The organism is Stenotrophomonas sp. SRS1 (assembly GCF_026130205.1).
GTDB classification, from domain to species: domain Bacteria; phylum Pseudomonadota; class Gammaproteobacteria; order Xanthomonadales; family Xanthomonadaceae; genus Stenotrophomonas; species Stenotrophomonas rhizophila_B.
Genome location: NZ_JAINFD010000002.1, coordinates 1,049,333 through 1,066,187, shown reverse-complemented (window position 1 = coordinate 1,066,187; position 16,855 = coordinate 1,049,333). Strand labels below are relative to the sequence as shown.

The window sequence follows — 16,855 nt, the reverse complement described above, 5'->3', positions numbered from 1 at the left end:
CACCTGAAACCGTTATTTGTACACTGAGTCACATTCCGTTAAGGTCCCGATCACTCGTCCGACACTGATGGCAGCGAGTGATCCGGTACGCGCGCGGGGAATGCGCCACCACGGCCTGGGTTGTCGACGGCCACCGGAATGCCTGTCAGCGACGGACGCGATCATCGACCTTGGGGGAATCATGAACGTCCTGCGCGCTGTCGTATGTATATGTCTGCTGGTCACCGCCGGCGCCGTTGCGGCGCAATCGACCAGCGAATGTCCGTCCCTGCCCGCCAGCAGCGGGCTGCAATGGCAGGAGCTCGCCCAGCGCGACTTCATCCTGTGCAAGGCCACCGCCGCCGATGGGCGCGAAGTGCTCAGCCTGACCTTGAGCGCCCGCAATCCCGAGCTGCCGTTGAACCGCTCGCTGCGCCAGGAAAAAGGCAGCTTCGCCGGTGAAACGCTGTACTGGTACCAGCCCGACCTGGGTGGACAGAAACCGCCGGGCTATGAGACGCGCCGGATCACGGTGGTGAAGTTCGACAAGAACCGTTTCGCGCAGATCGCGCTGTACGCTGGCGACAAGAGCGAACTGGGTTCGCTGCAATCGCTGGCGCAGGGCATGAACCTGACGCCCTCGGCCGTGGCCGCCGGGCGCTGAGCACGAGGCCGGGACGGTGCACCGCACTCATCCCGCCATCCACGGTAGCGCCGGCCGCTGGCCGGCGCCTCCCACACCGTCAGGTGTCATGCGTTTGCCGGCCAGCGAGCGGTGCCAACGCGCCTCAGAAACGGCCTTCCTGGAAATCCACGAAGGCCTGCATCAGCTCCTGCTTGGTGTTCATCACGAACGGCCCGTGGCGCATCACCGGCTCACGCAGCGGGCGGCCCGCCACCAGGATCAGGCGCGCACCCGTGTCGCCTGCGCGCAGGGTCAGCCGCTCACCGCCGCCCAGCACCGCCATTTCCTGCTTGGCCACCGGGCGCGCGTCGTCGCCCTCGCCGATCTCCAGGCCCCCTTCGAACACGTACGCGAAGGCGTTGTGGCCATCCGGCAGCGTGTAGCTCCAGCCCGCGCGCGCATCCAGGGTGATGTCCAGGTACACCGGATCGGTGGCCGGCTGCACGATCGGCCCAACGGTGTCACCCACCTCACCGGCGATGACCTTGACCTGCACGCCGTCGGCCGGCGCGGTCACCGGGATGTGGTCCGGCGCGAACTCCTGGTACTTCGGGTCGGTCATCTTGTCGCGCGCCGGCAGGTTCACCCACAGCTGGAACCCACGCATCTGCCCGGATTCCTGCTCGGGCATCTCCGAGTGGATGAGACCGCGGCCGGCCGTCATCCATTGCACGCTGCCCGGCGTCAGCAGGCCCTCGTTGCCGTGGTTGTCCTTGTGCCGCATGCGCCCGTCGAGCATGTAGGTCACGGTCTCGAACCCACGGTGCGGATGGCTGGGGAAGCCTGCGATGTAGTCCTCGGCGCGGTCCGTGCCGAATTCATCCAGCAGCAGGAACGGATCCAGATCGGGCAGCGAGGGGCCACCGATCACCCGCGTCAGGCGCACGCCGGCGCCATCGGAGGTGGCCATGCCACGGATGGTGCGCAGCACGCGCACCGGGGTTGGGCTGCTCATGGTGACTCCAGACTGAGGAAACTGGGTACAAGATGGGCGCACGCGTCCCCCCGGCCAACGGTCATGCCCGCAACCGATTGTTCCAAGCGTGATGTTCCGGCGACGTGTACAGGCACGCGCCACACCCACCCTACGACCAAAGTACTAGCGGCAAGCCCCCGCCATTGCATTGACCCGGTCAGTGCCAAGGCGGACTCTTACGACGATCTCCAGGGAGACGCAATCTCATGAAAGGTTTTTCAAAACTGGGTTGGGCAGTCATCGCACTGCTTGGCGCATTCTGTCTAGGCACCGTCGCACTGCGCCGCGGTGAACCCATCAATGCGCTGTGGATCGTCGTCGCTGCGGTCTCCATCTATCTCATCGCGTATCGCTTCTACAGCCTGTTCATCGCCGACAAGGTGATGCAGCTCGATCCGACCCGGGCCACGCCCGCGGTGATCAACAACGATGGCCTGGATTACGTCCCGACCAACAAACACGTGCTGTTCGGCCACCACTTCGCCGCCATCGCCGGCGCAGGCCCGCTGGTCGGCCCGGTGCTGGCCGCGCAGATGGGCTACCTGCCCGGCCTGCTCTGGCTGGTGGTGGGCGTGGTCGTGGCCGGCGCGGTGCAGGATTTCATGATCCTGTTCCTCTCCAGCCGCCGCAACGGCCGCTCGCTGGGTGACCTGGTGCGCGAGGAAATGGGGCCGGTGCCCGGCACCATCGCCTTGTTCGGCGCCTTCCTGATCATGATCATCATCCTGGCGGTGCTGGCGATGGTGGTGGTCAAGGCGCTGGCCGAAAGCCCCTGGGGCATGTTCACGGTCATCGCGACCATGCCGATCGCGATCCTGATGGGCGTGTACATGCGTTACATCCGCCCGGGCAAGATCGGCGAGATCTCCGTGGTCGGGCTGATCCTGCTGCTGGCCGCGATCTGGTTCGGTGGCAAGGTCGCCGCCGATCCGGTCTGGGGCCCGGCCTTCACCTTCACCGGGATCCAGATCACCTGGATGCTCATCGGCTACGGCTTCGTGGCCTCGGTGCTGCCGGTGTGGCTGCTGCTGGCCCCGCGCGATTACCTGTCCACCTTCCTCAAGATCGGCACCATCGTGGCGCTGGCGATCGGCATCCTGATCGTCATGCCGGAACTGAAGATGCCGGCCCTGACCCAGTTCGCCGCCAGTGGCGACGGCCCGGTCTGGAAAGGCGGGATGTTCCCGTTCCTGTTCATCACCATCGCCTGCGGTGCGGTTTCCGGCTTCCATGCCCTGATCGCCTCGGGCACCACGCCCAAGCTGCTCGCCAATGAGCGCCACATGCGCTACATCGGCTACGGCGGCATGCTGATGGAATCGTTCGTCGCGGTGATGGCCTTGGTGGCCGCCTCGATCATCGACCCGGGCATCTACTTCGCCATGAACGCGCCGGCAGCCGTGATCGGCCCGGATGCGGTCTCCGCTGCGGCCTACATCAGCAATACGTGGGGCTTCATCATCACCCCCGAGCAACTGGAGGCCACGGCCGCGGCGATCGGCGAGCCGACCATCCTGCACCGCGCCGGTGGCGCACCGACGCTGGCGGTGGGCATCGCGCAGATCCTGCACGAGGCGATCCCCAGCGGCAGCAACGCGATGATGGCGTTCTGGTATCACTTCGCGATCCTGTTCGAAGCATTGTTCATCCTCACCGCAGTCGACGCCGGTACCCGTGCCGGTCGCTTCATGCTGCAGGACCTGCTGGGCAACTTCATCCCGGCCCTGAAGAAGACAGAATCGTGGACCGCCAACATCATCGCCACCGCCGGTTGCGTGGCGCTGTGGGGCTACCTGCTCTACACGGGCGTGGTCGATCCCTTCGGTGGCATCCAGACCTTGTGGCCGCTGTTCGGCATCTCCAACCAGATGCTGGCCGGTATCGCGCTGATGCTCGGCACCGTGGTGCTGTTCAAGATGAAGCGTGACCGCTTCGCCTGGGTGACCGGCGTGCCGGCGGTGTGGCTGCTGATCTGCACCACGTATGCGGGCCTGATCAAGATCTTCGACAAGAACCCGGCCCAGGGCTTCCTGGCCCAGGCCCACAAGTACCAGGATGCGATCGCCAGCGGCACGCTGACCGCGCCGGCCAAGACCGTCGGCCAGATGCATCAGATCGTGGTCAACGCCTACGTCAACACCGGCCTGACCGTCCTGTTCCTGTTCGTGGTGTTCTCGATCCTGTTCTACGCGATCAAGACCATCTTCATGGCCCGTCGCACCGCGCAGCGGACCGACAAGGAAACCCCGTACGTGGCGCTTGAGCCGCACCAGATGGCGGACCTGTAATGAGTACCGAACTCGTCCCCGCCGGTCAGTACCAGGCCCACCGCCGCATCTGGCGGCGCCTGGTGCAGACCGCGCGGCTGTGCTGCGGCATTCCCGACTACGACAACTACGTCCGGCACGTGCTGGAAAAACATCCCGACCGTGTACCGATGGACTACAAGACGTTCTTCCGCGAGCGCCAGGAGGCGCGTTACAGCGGCAAGAACGGCGGACGCTGCTGCTGACGTCCGGCAGCGGATGAACTCCAACACGGCGGCGCGAAAGCGCCGCCGTTTTTACTGGGCTGCATACTGGCCACGCAGAGGAGCGAAGCGCACAAAAAAAAGGCGGCCCTCAAGGCCGCCTCCAGAAACACCATGGGCAGCGTGCGTTACGCGCCCGCCATCCATTTCAGGATCAGCCCGGTCACATACGCCAAGCCGGTCCCGGTGGCATAGCCCACGGTGCCCAGCAGCACGCCGACCGGCGCCAGCGACGGATGGAACGCGGCGGCGACCACGGGGGCCGATGCGGCTGCACCGATATTGCCCTGCGAGCCGATCGCGAAGAAGAACAGCGGCGCGCGCAGCAGCTTGGCTGCAATCCACAGCACCAGGATGTGGGTCAGCATCCAGATCGCGCCGAGCGCGAACAGCCACGGACGATCGAGCAGCGAGAGCAGGTCCATCTGCATGCCGATGCAGGCGATCAGGAAATACAGGAACAACGTGCCCAGTCGCGAGGCACCGGCCGACTCCAGGCGCCGCGCACGGGTGAAGCTCAGGCCCAGGCCGAGCGCCGTGGACAACAGCACCACCCAGACGAACGCGCTGTCCAGGCTGAACTGACTGGCCCAGCTCACATTGGCTTTGAACCAGCCGCTCAGCGGCGCCGCGATGGCATGCGCCAGGCCGACGCCGCCCAGCGCCACGCCGACGATCACCATCAGGTCGGTCAGGCTGGGGATCCGCGCGTTCTGCGCCTCGTAGGCGGAAATCCGCGCCTTCATCTCATCGATGGCGCGGGTATCGGCGCCATTGCGCGTGTCGATCTGCTGGGCGCGGTTGGCCAGGAACAGAAGCACCGCCATCCACAGGCTCGCGCAGGCCACATCGACCACGGCGAACTGGCCGAAGGTGGTCGCATCCGTGCCGAACACTTCACGCATCGCCACCATGTTGGCACCGCCGCCGATCCAGCTGCCGGCCAACGCGGCCATGCCCTTCCAGGTATCGCCAGCCACCGTGGCCGGGTGGATCCAGGACATCGCCTGGAACGACACGATCGCACCGAGAACGATGCCCAGCGTGCCGGCGCAGAACATCACCAGCAGCTTCGGGCCCAGCTTCAGGATGCCTTTCAGATCGATCGAGAGCGTCAGCAGCACCAGCGCGGCGGGCAGCAGCACGTCACGCGCGATCGGGTTGTAGAGCGAGGTGTTGTGGCCGTCGATGAGGCCGGCCGTGTTGTAGATGGCCGGGATGAAGTAGCACAGCAGCAGGGCCGGCACCCACGCGAAAATTTTCTTGAGGATCGGGGTCGGGCCGCTGGCGGCCCAGAAGATCACGGCCAGGGTGGCGGCGATCAGGCCGAGGCCGACAATGTCGTTGGTGATCAGGGCAGTACTGGGTTCGGTCGGCATCACGCCATCCTCTGTCGATCGAAGGGATAAAAAAAAGCGCCGCATAGAGCGGCGCCTCCGGAGCTTAACATTGTCTTCACGACGCCACACTTTGCAGCGCAGCGCGCGGGCTGATTACGTCTCAGGCAGCGACGGACGCGCGTTGGCCTCCGGCAACGAGGCACCGAGATCGAGAATCACACAGGTTCCGCGTGGCACGCAGGGTGCGATCTGCAGCGCCCAGCCCAGGTGTTCACAGAGCCGGGCGATCAGCTCCAGCCCGATTCCGCTCTGCTCATTGCGGTCACCTCGTGCCATGCGCGCGTGCACGGCGGCGATTTCTTCCGGACTCATGCCCAACCCGGGATCCTGCAGGGTCACCACCGCCTGATCGGACACCTGGATGTGGATGGTGCCGCGGCCGCTGTTCTCGATGGCGTTGCGCAGCAGATTGCCGATCGCCGCCTGGACCACGCCCAGTGGCGCGACGATATCCACCCGTGCCAGACCATCGATCTCGATGCGCAGGTCCTTGTCGCCCATCAGGTGACGATGGTCTTCAATGATGTCCGGCACCAGCAGATCGAGCGGAATGCGCTCGCCGAGTGCTGCCAGTCGTGCCGGGTCGCGCGCCAGCACCAGCAGCAGCTGGATCAGCTGCTCCACGCCTTGGGCCGTGCGATGCACACGCTGCATCTGCTGTCGCGCGCGGTCGGGGATCTCCGGCTGGCCCAGCGCAAGCTCGGCAGCCCCGGTGATCACCGCGATCGGCGTGCGCAGTTCATGGCTGGCCGTGCTGATGAAGATCCGCTCGCGTTCGACGAACTGCTCGTTGCGCGCCAGATAGTCGTTCAACGCATTGGCGATCACGTACAGCTCGGAGCTGGCGCGCGGGTCCACCTCCACCCGCTGCCCGGGCACCCCAGGGTGCAGGTCGTCGATGCGTTTGGCCAGCGAGCTCAGCGGCCGTACCAGACGACCGACGCCGAAGGACGCCATCAGCACGGTGACGATGATCATCAGCACGCCGGCCAGCAGCACCCAGCGCGTGGCGAACTGTTCCAGCTCATGGAAGTCGTTGATGTCCAGCACCAGCGCCAGCCGCCCCAGCTGCGTGGTCTCCCGGACCATCACGGCGCTGGCACGACCGGTGACCTCCACGCCGTCGTGCAGCCCGGGATGCAGGGTGCGCAGGCTTTCCGGCACCGTCGGGCTGCCGTTGAGGTAGAACAACCGCAGCGTGTCCGAATCCTGCCAGCGATAGTGCGGCTCGTGCTCGATGTGGTTGACGATGCTGTCCAGCTCGGAGTTGAGCAGGGCGCGCCACGCCGAGTGCTCGGCATGTTCATGCACGTAGTTGCCGACACTGAATACCGCCAGCGAGATCAGCGCCAGGTAGCCCAGCAACCACCAGACCATGCGCCGGTGCATCGGCGCTGGCGTTGGCGTGCGCTTATGCCGCGTCATCTGCACCGTCCGCGGCCGACACGCCCAAACGGTAGCCGACCCGTGGCAACGTGTGGATCAACTTCTGCTGGAACGGGCCATCCACGCTGCGACGCAGCTCGTAGACATGCGAGCGCAGCAGATCGCCATCAGGCAACTCGTCGCCCCACAGCGCGAACTCCAGCTGCTGGCGGGTCACCGCGCCCGGGCTGGCCCGCATCAGCACTTCCAACAGCTTGCGGCAGGCCGGGTACAGGTGCAGCACCTTGCCGTCGCGATGCGCCTCCAGCGTGGCAAGATCCAGCTTGAGATCGGCCACTTCCAGCACCTTGCGCGGGTTGCGTCCCTTGGCCCGCACCATCAATGCTTCCAGGCGCACTTCCAGCTCGGGCAGTGCGAACGGCTTGGTCAGGTAATCATCGGCGCCCGCACGGAAGCCGGCGATCTTGTCCGGCAGCTCATCGCGCGCGGTGAGCATGATCACCGGCACTTCCGAACCGTGGTCGGCACGCAGCCGGCGCAGCACTTCCGGGCCTTCCATGCGCGGCAGCATCCAATCCAGGATCAGCGCGTCATAAGGCTGCGACACGGCCAGGTGCAGGCCGGTCACGCCGTCGGGCGCGACATCGAGCACATGGCCCCGCGACTCGAAATAATCGAATAGATTGGCAACCAGCTGACGGTTGTCTTCAATGACCAGCAGCCGCATGGGAGACTCTCTTGACCGGTTGAGCGCATGGTAGCGGCAACCGTGTCGGAATCCGGTCGCAATGGGGTGGTTTACGACGCTTTTCCTACGCTGTCGGGGAGACAGTGGCTGTTTTGCCGACGAGCCTGCGCGTGCCCGACTCCTTCTTCCTGCGGCGGTGGCCGCGTGTGCTGGTCTGCCTCGCTCTGCTGCTGGCACTGGCCGCCGGCATCGGCCTGCGCCAGCCCTCCCCGCCCGATGAACCGCGTTTCGTGCTCGCAGCACGGGCCATGGTCGCGTCCGGCCAGTGGCTGCTGCCACACCGTGGCAGCGAGCTGTATGCGGAAAAGCCGCCGGTCTTCATGTGGATGCAGGCGGCCAGCCATCAGCTGTTCGACGGCTGGGCCCTCGCCTTTCTGGTGCCCTCGCTGCTGGCCGCGCTGCTCACGCTGTGGCTGACCTGGGACCTCGGCCGACGCCTGTGGACCCGACGCATCGGCTGGTGGGCGATGCTCGCCTTGTTCAGCTGCCTGCAGTTCGGCCTGATGGCCAAACGGGCCCAGATCGACATGGTGCTGGTAGCGATGACCACTCTGTCGCTGTGGGGGCTGCTGCGCCACCTGCTGGAGCGCCGCAACCGGCCGGTGCTGTGGCTGGCCGGCTTCGCCGCCGGGCTGGGCACGGTGACCAAGGGCGTCGGCTTCCTGCCGCTGCTGGTGCTGGTGCCGTTTGCCCTGTGGCGCTGGCGCAACCGTGGCACGGCGCTGCCGCCGGGCACCGCGCGCGATCTGTGGTGGCTGCTGCCGGCCTTCCTGCTCGGCACCGCGGTCTGGCTGGCACCGCTGGGGGTGGCGCTGCTGCACTCGCCCGACCCCGCCCTGCACGCGTATGCGCGCGAACTGCTGTTCAAGCAGACCGGCACCCGCTACGCGAACGCCTGGCACCACGTGAAGCCGGCGTGGTACTACCTGCAGGTGATGGCGACGTTGTGGCTGCCCGGCAGCCTGCTGTTGCCGGCGCTGATCCCCGCGTGGTGGCGCCGCCTCAACCGCCTGGACGGGCGCTGGTGGCTGTTGCTGGGCTGGGCGCTGCTGGTACTCGTATTCTTCAGTGCCAGCCCGGGCAAGCGCGAGGTGTACCTCTTCCCGATGCTGCCCGCGCTATGCCTGGCCGCCGCACCGCTGCTGCCCGGGCTGCTGCGCCGGGCCGGGCTGCGCTGGCTGCTGTGGGCGTATGTCGCCGTGCTGGGCGCAGCGGCGCTGTACATCGGCACGCAGCTGTGGAGCGGCAGCGCGTGGGCGCACCTCCAGCTGGCCCGACGTGCCATGCCCGATGCACTGCTGCCCGTGCTGGGCGGCTGGTTGATCGCCTTCGGCGTGGCGCTGCTGGCCTTGGCGCTGTGGTGGCGCCAACGGCGCGCGGGCGCACTGGTGGTGGCGACCGCCTTCCTGCTCTGGAATCTGTACGGCTGGGTGTTGATGCCCACGCTGGATCCGTACAGCTCCGCCTCCGCCGTGATGCAGCGGGTGGGCGCACGGATCGGGCCGGAGGCCGAGCTGGGTGTAGTGGCCTGGCGCGAGCAGAACCTGCTGCAGGCCGACCGCCCGGTGACCGATTTCGGCTTCAAGACGCCATGGGAGCAGCAATGGCAGGCCGCCGGCCCGTGGCTGGCGCAGGCGCCAGCACAGCGCTGGCTGCTGGTGCTTGATGAGGCGATCAGCCCGTGCGTGGATCCCTCGGCGGTGATCGAGATCGGCAGCGCCAACCGCAACCGCTGGCTGCTGTTCCCGGGAACCGCGTGGCGAGCGGACTGCCATGCCGCAGTGACGGCCAACGACACCGGGCGGGACGAAGAAGACTGAACGATGGGTCGCGCTTAACTGACGGGCAACATCGCTCCGACCGCTCTCCGACACCCCGCTGACGACCATGGCGCCGGAATCTCCCGCCGGCCCCATTGTCCATGTTCCCAGCGTCCACCGTTGCCGTTTCCTCCGCGCCAGTGGCGACCGCCACGCCGCGCTTCCTCCGCGACCACCTCTGGGCTCCGCTGGCGTTGACCCTGCTCGCCAGCGCTGTGCTGATGGGCGTCGGGGGCGACCAGTGGCTGGCCGACCAGTGGTATCGCCTGGAGGGGCAACAGTGGGCGCTGCAGAACGCTTGGGTCACCACTCACCTGATCCATCACGCCGGCAAATGGGCCAGCAGTGCCGCGGCACTGGCGGCGATCGTGCTGTGCACCCACGCCTGGCGCAGTGAGCGCGCGGCCGCATGGCGCTGGCCGCTGCTGTACCTGGTGCTGGCGGTCGCGCTGGGGACCGGTCTGGTCTCGCTGCTCAAGTCACTGACCAACATGGACTGCCCGTGGGATCTGGCCCGCTACGGCGGCACCCGCCCGTTCATCGGCCTGTTCTCGATCCGCCCGACCGGCATGCCGCGCGGTGTGTGTTTTCCCGGCGGGCACTCCAGCGCTGGCTTCGCCTGGATCAGCCTGTATTTCTTCGCCCTGATGGTGCGCCCGGCGTGGCGGTGGCGTGGCCTTGGGGTCGGCCTGCTGGCCGGTGGGCTGTTCGGGTTCTCGCAGCAGTTGCGCGGTGCCCACTTTCTCTCGCACGACCTGTGGACGCTGGCCACCTGCTGGGCGGTATCGCTGAGCCTGCATCTGCTGGTTGAACGCGTCCGGTTGCGCGAACGCAGCGCTGCACCGGGCATCGCGCAGGAAGACGCAGCATGAGCGCGACCCTTCCACGCGTTGCGCGCTTTCCCGCACTGGCCACCCTGCGTGCGTGGCGTCCGCAGTGCACGACCGAGACCCTGATCGTGCTCACCAGCGTGTTCTTCGCGCTGGCCTGCAATGGCCTGTTCTGGCGCAACGCGATGGCGACCCACCCGGGCAGCATCCGCTTCGCGCTCTCGCTGCTGCTGTTCCTGGTCGGCGCGCACAGCCTGTTGATGGGCCTGCTGGTCTGGCGCTGGAATGCCAAGGTCGTGATCAGTGTGCTGCTGCTCGGCACCGCACTGGCCGCGCACTACATGAGCAGTTACCACATCTATCTGGATGCGGACATGCTGCGCAATGTGCTGGCGACCGATCACAAGGAAAGCGGCGAGCTGATCACCCCTACGCTGATCCTGCCGCTGCTGCTGTTGGCCCTCGCCCCCATGCTGCTGCTGTGGCGCGTGCAGCTGCGCCGGCGCACGCTGGGCAGGGCGCTGCTGTGGCGCATCGGTTTCCTGCTGCTGTCGGCGCTGATCGCCTTCGGCGGGGCGATGCTGTCCTTCCAGGAAATGTCATCGCTGATGCGCAACCAGCGCGAGGTGCGTTACCTGGCCACGCCCGGCAACTTCCTGCTCGGCCTGCCCAAGGCACTGCGTGGTGACAATCCGATCCAGCGCGCTCCCAAGCTGCCGATCGGCATGGATGCCAAAGCGACTCCACGTGCTGCGGGCGGCCGCCCGCGTTTGCTGGTGATCGTGATGGGCGAGACCGCACGCGCGCAGAACTGGGGCCTCAACGGCTATGCCAGGCAGACCACGCCGGAACTGGCCCAGGCCGGGGTGATCAACTTCCCGGACATGCACTCCTGCGGCACCAGTACCGAGGTCTCCCTGCCCTGCCTGTTCTCGCCGTACGGGCGGCATGACTACGACGAAACGAAGATCCGCGCACACCAGTCACTGCTGCACGTGCTGGACCACGCGGGCATCAGCACCTTGTGGCGCGACAACCAGTCCGGCTGCAAGGGCGTGTGCGAGGGTCTGGAAATGCAGGCACTGGACGATGCCAGGCACCCGACCCTGTGCGCCAACGGGCGTTGCATGGACGAGATCCTGATCGACGATCTGGCCACCCAGGTGCGCGCCAGACCGGGCGACCGCGTGGTGGTGCTGCATCAGCTGGGCAACCACGGCCCGAGCTACTTCGAACGCTATCCGGCGCGCTTCCGTCGCTTCACGCCGACCTGCGACACGCCGGACCTGGGCAAGTGCAGCCGCGAGCAGATCACCAACAGCTACGACAATGCGCTGCTGTACACCGATCACCTGCTGTCGCGCACGATCGGCACGCTGAAAGGCATGGACGACTACGACACGGCGATGATCTACCTCTCCGATCACGGTGAATCGCTGGGCGAAAAGGGCTTGTATCTGCACGGCGTGCCGTATGCGATCGCCCCGCAGGAGCAGACCCGCGTGCCGATGACGATGTGGTTCTCGCCGTCCTTCGCGGCCAATCGCGGGCTCAACCTGGCCTGCGTGCGGGAGCGTGCGGGCAAGTACACCGACCACGACAATCTGTTCCCGTCGGTACTCGGACTGATGCAGGTCAAGACGTCGGTGTATGAACGTGACCGGGATCTGTTTGCGTCGTGCGAGGTTTGAAGCGGAACGACCACTGCTGTCAGCTATTCGCTCTTCCGTTTTGGGCGAGGCAGGCCATACCGTGGCGGGACGCGCCGTAAACCCCGCTCCGCGGCCCGGCCCAGCCGCTGGCGGCTGTGCGTTCGAACGCATGCGAGGCAGTGCCTCGCAAGCAATGCGCTCTCACCCATGGGGGCTCGACGTGCGCCATCCATGGCGCCCGACGGTCCCGCCACGGTATGGCCTGCCTCGCCCCCACACTGTCCGTCGGCGGATAGTCGAGCAAAGACAATGGCTTCGGCTGTGGGTTGGTCTCGAGCCGTTGTTGTTCCCATGCGCACCGACCCACTGTCGACGGGGCGGTGTGGGTGGGTTGGCGGGACCGTTATGCGCCATGGATGGCGCATATCGAGCCCCCATGGATGGGCTCACGGCGGGTCCCGACACCCCGCCCGCACCGACCCAAACCACGATGCAATGACGCCACGCCGTTGACGTTGGCGCTACGATCCCACGCGAACCCTGCTGCCCTGCCCCTTGCGGTGCGCCCGGCGCTTCACTAGCCTTCGCCGGTCTGTCACCACCCAAGGATGTGCCCGTGAACCACCGCCTGCTCCTGCTGGCCCTGGCAGTCAGTGCTGCCGCACTGACGCTGGCGGCCTGCCAGAAGGACCCGTCCCCCGCCGATGCACCGGCCACGGGCACCACCCAGTCCAAGGAAACCGCGGACCAGTTCATCGCCCGCGTCAACGCCGAGTACAAAGCCATGTACCCGGAAATGACCTCGGCCCAGTGGCTGTCCTCGACCTACATCAACGACGATTCCGAGCGCGTCGCGGCCAAGGCCAACGAACGCTGGCTCACCGTCCTCAATGGCTGGATCACCCAGGCCGGCCAGTACGACGGCCAGCCCATGAGCGAAGACACCAAGCGCCAGATCCACCTGCTCAAGCTGATGACCTCCATGCCCGCCCCGCGCGACCCGGCCAAGCTCTCCGAGCTGACCCGCATCGCCAGCCGCATGGAAGGCGCCTACGGCTCCGGCAAATACTGCACCGATGAAGCCAACCCGCAGACCTGCCGCCAGCTCGGCGATCTGGAACAGGTCCTCGCCCGCAGCCGCGACTACGACAAGCAGCTCGACGCCTGGCAGGGCTGGCACGGCACCACCAAGCCGATGCGCGCCGATTACGAACGCTTCGTCAGCCTGGTCAATGAAGGCGCCAAGGAAATGGGCTTCGCCGATGCCGGCCAGATGTGGCGCAGCGGCTATGACATGCCCGCCGACCAGATCGGCCCGGAAACCGACCGTCTCTGGGACCAGGTCAAGCCGATGTACGAGCAGCTGCACTGCTATGCCCGCACCAAGCTGGACGGCACGTACGGCAAGGACAAAGCCGAGGTCAATGGCGGCCTGATCGCCGCGCACCTGACCGGCAACATGTGGCAGCAGGACTGGTCCAACCTGTGGGACCAGCTGGAGCCGTATCCCGGTGCCGGCAACCTGGACATCACCGCCGCACTGGAAAAGCAGTACCAGACCAACCTCAGTGGCGCACTGGCCAAGGCCGGCAGCGGCGCGAACGTGGAAGCGTTGTACAAGGCGCAGCGTGAAGCCGAACTGCGCACCGCCAAGCAGATGACCGAGCGCGCGCAGGACTTCTATGTCTCGCTCGGCATGCCGGCACTGCCGAAGTCCTACTGGGACAAGACCCAGTTCATCAAGCCGCTGGACCGTGATGTGGTCTGCCACGCCAGCGCGTGGGACATGAACATGGAAGGCGACGTGCGCACCAAGATGTGCATCAAGCCGAACGAAGAAAACTTCACCACCATCTACCACGAGCTGGGCCACATCTATTACGACCTGGCCTACAACCCGCTGCCGCCGTTGTTCCAGGGCGGTGCCAACGATGGCTTCCATGAGGCGATCGGCGACACCATCGTGCTGGCGATGACGCCGCAGTACCTCAACTCGATCGGCCTGGTCGACACCCCGCAGGAAAGCCGCGAGGCGACCATCAACGCGCAGATGCGCATGGCCCTGAGCGGCGTGTCGTTCCTGCCGTTCGGCCTGATGATCGACCGCTGGCGCTGGGGTGTGTTCGATGGCTCGATCACCCCGGACCACTACAACCAGGCATGGTGGGACCTGAAGGCCAAGTACCAGGGTGTGGCGCCGGCCAGCGCACGCGGAGAGGAGTTCTTCGACGCGGGTGCCAAGTACCACGTGCCGGGCAACACCCCGTACACCCGTTACTTCCTGGCCCGCATCCTGCAGTTCCAGTTCTACAAGGGCCTGTGCGACGCCTCCGGCTACAAGGGCCCGCTGCACCAGTGCAGCTTCTACGGCAACAAGGAAGCCGGCCAGAAGTTCTGGGCAATGCTGAGCAAGGGCGCCAGCCAGCCGTGGCAGGCCACGCTGAAGGAAATCACCGGCGGCGACAAGCTCGATGCCGGCCCGATGATCGAGTACTTCACCCCGGTCAACGAATGGCTCAAGCAGCAGAACCAGGGCCAGATGTGTGGTTGGCAGGTACCGGCGGCCACGGCTGCCGCCCCGGCCGCACCGACGGCGCCCGCGGCACCGTAACCGGTTGGGCCGGGCCCTGCCCGGCCGCAGCCTGCAATGAAAAAACCGGCCGAAAGGCCGGTTTTCTTGTCCCTGACGCTTTGGCCTGCGTCCGGCCTCGATGGGCCGGGAGCAGGTGCAACCACGCGTGGCGTAGCGCTACGACTTGGGTTTCAGGGCGGCCGCCAGCTCGGTCTTGAACTGCTCGAAGTCCATGCCGTCGGCCTTGGCCTCGGCGTGCGCGGCATCCTTCAACGCGTCCGAGTACACCAGCCGGACCGGCGTGCCCTGCCGCTCGTGCAGTTCGGCGGCCTGCATGATCAAGGCCAGCACGCGTGCCGCGCTGGTGGTCTGGCCGGCGATACGCCCATCCATGCCCAGCACCCACTCGCCATCGCGGCGTACCACGCCGGCCAGCAGCGTACGTTGCTGGTCGCGCAGTTCGGCATGCGGCTCGACCGGCGGGGTGGCGGCCTGCTCGCGGTTGGCGGCCAGGGTTTCACGGCGCCGGCGGATGTCGCGGCGCAGTTTGGAGGTGGTCGACATCAGGGGCTTCCGGACTGCATGAAAGGGCAAAGGATACCGCACGGGCCCTGATGGACCCGCCAGCCGCGTGGCCTACTCGATGGGTGTCAGTACTTCGCGGCGGCGCTCACAATAGCGCTCCCAGTACCAGAACGAGCCGCCCAGCGCGAAGAAGCCCATGTAGCCCAACGCCAGATGCACCGGACTGCTGCTGAGCATCGGCGAGACCACACCGGCCACGACGGTGTTGATCATCAGCTGGATGAACATCTGCATCGAAGACGCCAGGCCGCGCTGGTGCGGGTACATGTCCAGGACCGCCAGCGCCAGCACCGGGAAGATCAGCGCCATGCCCACGCCGCCCAGGAAGATCGGCATCACCGCCCACGGCAGCGCGATCTGCTGCACGGACAGCACGTAGGTGATGTTGAGCACGGCCGACACTGCGCACAGGCCGAATCCGATCGCGATCTGCCGCTGCGGCAGGATCCGCCCGGCCATCCGACCGGACAGGAACGAGCCCATCGTCATGCCGCCGATGGTTGGAATGAACAACCAGGCAAAACCGCCCTCGCCCAGCTTGAGGTGCTGCATCACCAGCACCGGCGCCGAGGCGATGTACAGGAAAATGCCGGAGAAATTCAGCGCACCGGCGGCCGACAGCCGCAGCAGGCGCGCGTTGGAGCCCATGCGGGCATAGCTGCGCAGCAGTTCACGCATCGACAGTGGCGTGCGCGCCTCGACCGGATGGGTTTCCGGCAGCCACTTGCCCGTGGCCAGCAGCAGGACCACGCCGAACAGCACCAGGAACCAGAAGATCAGCGGCCAGTCGCCGCCGCCGAGCAGGATCCAGCCACCGATGATCGGGGCGATCGCTGGGGCCACGCCGAAGATCATCGAGACCTGGCTCATCAAGCGCTGCGCGTCGGCACCGTGGTACAGATCGCGGATCACCGCGCGGCCGACGATCACGCCGACGCCGGCGGTCACGCCCTGCAACGCGCGGAACACCAGCAACGTGGTCATGTCCCGCGACAGCGCACAGCCGATCGAGGCGCCGATGAACAACACCAGCCCGCCGATGATCACCCGCTTGCGGCCGAAGGCATCCGACAGCGGGCCGTGCGCCAGGCTCATCAGGCCATAGAACAGCAGGTAGACGCTGATGGTCTGCTGCACCGCGACCTGATCCACCTGCATGCGCTCGCCCAGCAACAGGAAGGCCGGGAAAATGGTGTCGATCGAGAACGGACCGAACATCGCCAGGCCTGCAAGCAGCAGGGCCAGACGGCGGGTCGAGGGTGAGGCGGGCGTCATGCGGGCTTCCGTCAGCGGCCATGCGCACTGCACGGCGGGCGCCTGGCCCGGAACGGGCGGCGCCAGATGAATACGAGGATCCATTGATCATAGGCCTTTGCCGCCCCCGGCACCATGGCCAGACGCGGTTTCCGGGGTCCGTGCGCCCCCGTATTCAGGTGCTGGAAAGGCCCAGCGAGTCAAAGCGCTGGGCTATAATCGCCCCGCTACATGGTGGGAGAAGCGGATACCCGCTGCCGAAGGCGCAACGCCCGTAATCGCTCAGGCCCGATACCACCCGTACCAAAACTCTGGAGAGACCGGCCCATTGCCGGCGCCGAAGGGGCACGAAGCACGCAGATGCGCGCTTTTAAACTCTCAGGCAAAAGGACAGAGGGGCACCCAGGAAGACCGCAAGGTCCGGTGGATCGCTGTCGC

13 protein-coding genes and 1 riboswitch are annotated in these 16,855 nt (G+C 66.5%); of the genes, 7 read left to right on the top strand and 6 right to left on the bottom strand.

The features are described from left to right. The first annotated feature begins 181 nt into the window (after nt 1–181). Nucleotides 182–643, top strand: a complete 462-nt coding sequence (locus tag K4043_RS10305) for a hypothetical protein (protein ID WP_265309270.1) — start codon at nt 182–184, stop codon at nt 641–643. A gap of 124 nt (nt 644–767) precedes the next feature. Here K4043_RS10305 and K4043_RS10300 read toward each other — a convergent pair whose 3' ends face one another. Further along, the gene (locus tag K4043_RS10300) at nt 768–1,619 is read right to left on the bottom strand and encodes a pirin family protein (RefSeq protein WP_265309269.1); all 852 of its coding nucleotides are present in this window, start codon (nt 1,617–1,619) and stop codon (nt 768–770) included. Nucleotides 1,620–1,846: 227 nt separating this feature from the next. On the opposite strand from K4043_RS10300, the gene K4043_RS10295 reads away from it, so the two are divergent. Both K4043_RS10295 and K4043_RS10290 read left to right on the top strand, forming a co-directional pair. Beyond that, nucleotides 1,847–3,928 carry a carbon starvation CstA family protein gene (locus tag K4043_RS10295; RefSeq protein ID WP_123730512.1) on the top strand — a complete coding sequence of 694 codons (2,082 nt, stop codon included), beginning with the start codon at nt 1,847–1,849 and terminating at the stop codon, nt 3,926–3,928. Then, the gene (locus K4043_RS10290) at nt 3,928–4,152 is read left to right on the top strand and encodes a CstA-like transporter-associated (seleno)protein (protein WP_019183464.1); all 225 of its coding nucleotides are present in this window, start codon (nt 3,928–3,930) and stop codon (nt 4,150–4,152) included. The genes K4043_RS10295 and K4043_RS10290 overlap by 1 nt, the downstream gene beginning before the upstream one ends. Nucleotides 4,153–4,298: 146 nt before the next feature. Here the strand turns inward: K4043_RS10290 and K4043_RS10285 are convergent, their stop codons facing one another. From K4043_RS10285 to K4043_RS10275, 3 genes are all read right to left on the bottom strand, one after another. Then, nucleotides 4,299–5,549 carry a DUF819 family protein gene (locus K4043_RS10285; protein ID WP_265309268.1) on the bottom strand — a complete coding sequence of 417 codons (1,251 nt, stop codon included), beginning with the start codon at nt 5,547–5,549 and terminating at the stop codon, nt 4,299–4,301. A 114-nt stretch (nt 5,550–5,663) separates the two neighbouring features. Next, nucleotides 5,664–6,995 (bottom strand): HAMP domain-containing sensor histidine kinase, encoded by a 1,332-nt coding sequence (locus K4043_RS10280; RefSeq protein ID WP_265309266.1) that lies wholly within the window; start codon nt 6,993–6,995, stop codon nt 5,664–5,666. Continuing rightward, nucleotides 6,982–7,683, bottom strand: coding sequence for a response regulator transcription factor (locus K4043_RS10275; protein WP_265309265.1), 702 nt, complete (start codon nt 7,681–7,683; stop codon nt 6,982–6,984). The genes K4043_RS10280 and K4043_RS10275 overlap by 14 nt, the downstream gene beginning before the upstream one ends. 131 nt (nt 7,684–7,814) lie before the next feature. Here K4043_RS10275 and K4043_RS10270 point away from each other — a divergent pair, with 131 nt between their 5' ends. The 4 genes from K4043_RS10270 to K4043_RS10255 all read left to right on the top strand — a co-directional run bounded on the left by K4043_RS10270 (nt 7,815) and on the right by K4043_RS10255 (nt 14,617). Continuing rightward, a complete protein-coding gene (locus K4043_RS10270; RefSeq protein WP_265309263.1) occupies nt 7,815–9,524 on the top strand; it encodes a glycosyltransferase family 39 protein in 1,710 nt (569 codons plus the stop codon). Between the two features lie 101 nt (nt 9,525–9,625). Beyond that, nucleotides 9,626–10,396 carry a phosphatase PAP2 family protein gene (locus tag K4043_RS10265; protein ID WP_265309262.1) on the top strand — a complete coding sequence of 257 codons (771 nt, stop codon included), beginning with the start codon at nt 9,626–9,628 and terminating at the stop codon, nt 10,394–10,396. Then, on the top strand, nt 10,393–12,045 hold the full coding sequence (locus tag K4043_RS10260; RefSeq protein WP_265309261.1) for a phosphoethanolamine transferase: 1,653 nt from the start codon (nt 10,393–10,395) through the stop codon (nt 12,043–12,045). The genes K4043_RS10265 and K4043_RS10260 overlap by 4 nt, the downstream gene beginning before the upstream one ends. A gap of 577 nt (nt 12,046–12,622) precedes the next feature. Continuing rightward, entirely contained in the window at nt 12,623–14,617 is a 1,995-nt protein-coding gene (locus K4043_RS10255; RefSeq protein ID WP_265309260.1) for a M2 family metallopeptidase, read from the top strand. A 138-nt stretch (nt 14,618–14,755) separates the two neighbouring features. On the opposite strand, the gene K4043_RS10250 is transcribed toward K4043_RS10255, so the two are convergent. Together K4043_RS10250 and K4043_RS10245 are read right to left on the bottom strand one after the other, a co-directional pair. Then, on the bottom strand, nt 14,756–15,142 hold the full coding sequence (locus tag K4043_RS10250; RefSeq protein ID WP_123730505.1) for a hypothetical protein: 387 nt from the start codon (nt 15,140–15,142) through the stop codon (nt 14,756–14,758). A 72-nt stretch (nt 15,143–15,214) separates the two neighbouring features. After that, nucleotides 15,215–16,438: a multidrug effflux MFS transporter gene (locus K4043_RS10245; RefSeq protein ID WP_123730504.1), complete on the bottom strand. Its 1,224-nt coding sequence runs from the start codon at nt 16,436–16,438 to the stop codon at nt 15,215–15,217. 280 nt (nt 16,439–16,718) lie between these two features. Next, a riboswitch (glycine riboswitch) is annotated at nt 16,719–16,821 on the top strand. Nucleotides 16,822–16,855 lie beyond the last annotated feature (34 nt).

Bases quoted from the DNA above. Each gene is read 5' to 3' on its own strand.
- K4043_RS10290 (WP_019183464.1), top strand. From the start codon at position 3,928: ATGAGTACCGAACTCGTCCCCGCCGGTCAGTACCAGGCCCACCGCCGC.
- K4043_RS10250 (WP_123730505.1), bottom strand. From the start codon at position 15,142: ATGTCGACCACCTCCAAACTGCGCCGCGACATCCGCCGGCGCCGTGAA.
- K4043_RS10285 (WP_265309268.1), bottom strand. From the start codon at position 5,549: ATGCCGACCGAACCCAGTACTGCCCTGATCACCAACGACATTGTCGGC.
- K4043_RS10245 (WP_123730504.1), bottom strand. From the start codon at position 16,438: ATGACGCCCGCCTCACCCTCGACCCGCCGTCTGGCCCTGCTGCTTGCA.
- K4043_RS10260 (WP_265309261.1), top strand. From the start codon at position 10,393: ATGAGCGCGACCCTTCCACGCGTTGCGCGCTTTCCCGCACTGGCCACC.
- K4043_RS10265 (WP_265309262.1), top strand. From the start codon at position 9,626: ATGTTCCCAGCGTCCACCGTTGCCGTTTCCTCCGCGCCAGTGGCGACC.
- K4043_RS10280 (WP_265309266.1), bottom strand. From the start codon at position 6,995: ATGACGCGGCATAAGCGCACGCCAACGCCAGCGCCGATGCACCGGCGC.
- K4043_RS10305 (WP_265309270.1), top strand. From the start codon at position 182: ATGAACGTCCTGCGCGCTGTCGTATGTATATGTCTGCTGGTCACCGCC.
- K4043_RS10295 (WP_123730512.1), top strand. From the start codon at position 1,847: ATGAAAGGTTTTTCAAAACTGGGTTGGGCAGTCATCGCACTGCTTGGC.
- K4043_RS10275 (WP_265309265.1), bottom strand. From the start codon at position 7,683: ATGCGGCTGCTGGTCATTGAAGACAACCGTCAGCTGGTTGCCAATCTA.
- K4043_RS10300 (WP_265309269.1), bottom strand. From the start codon at position 1,619: ATGAGCAGCCCAACCCCGGTGCGCGTGCTGCGCACCATCCGTGGCATG.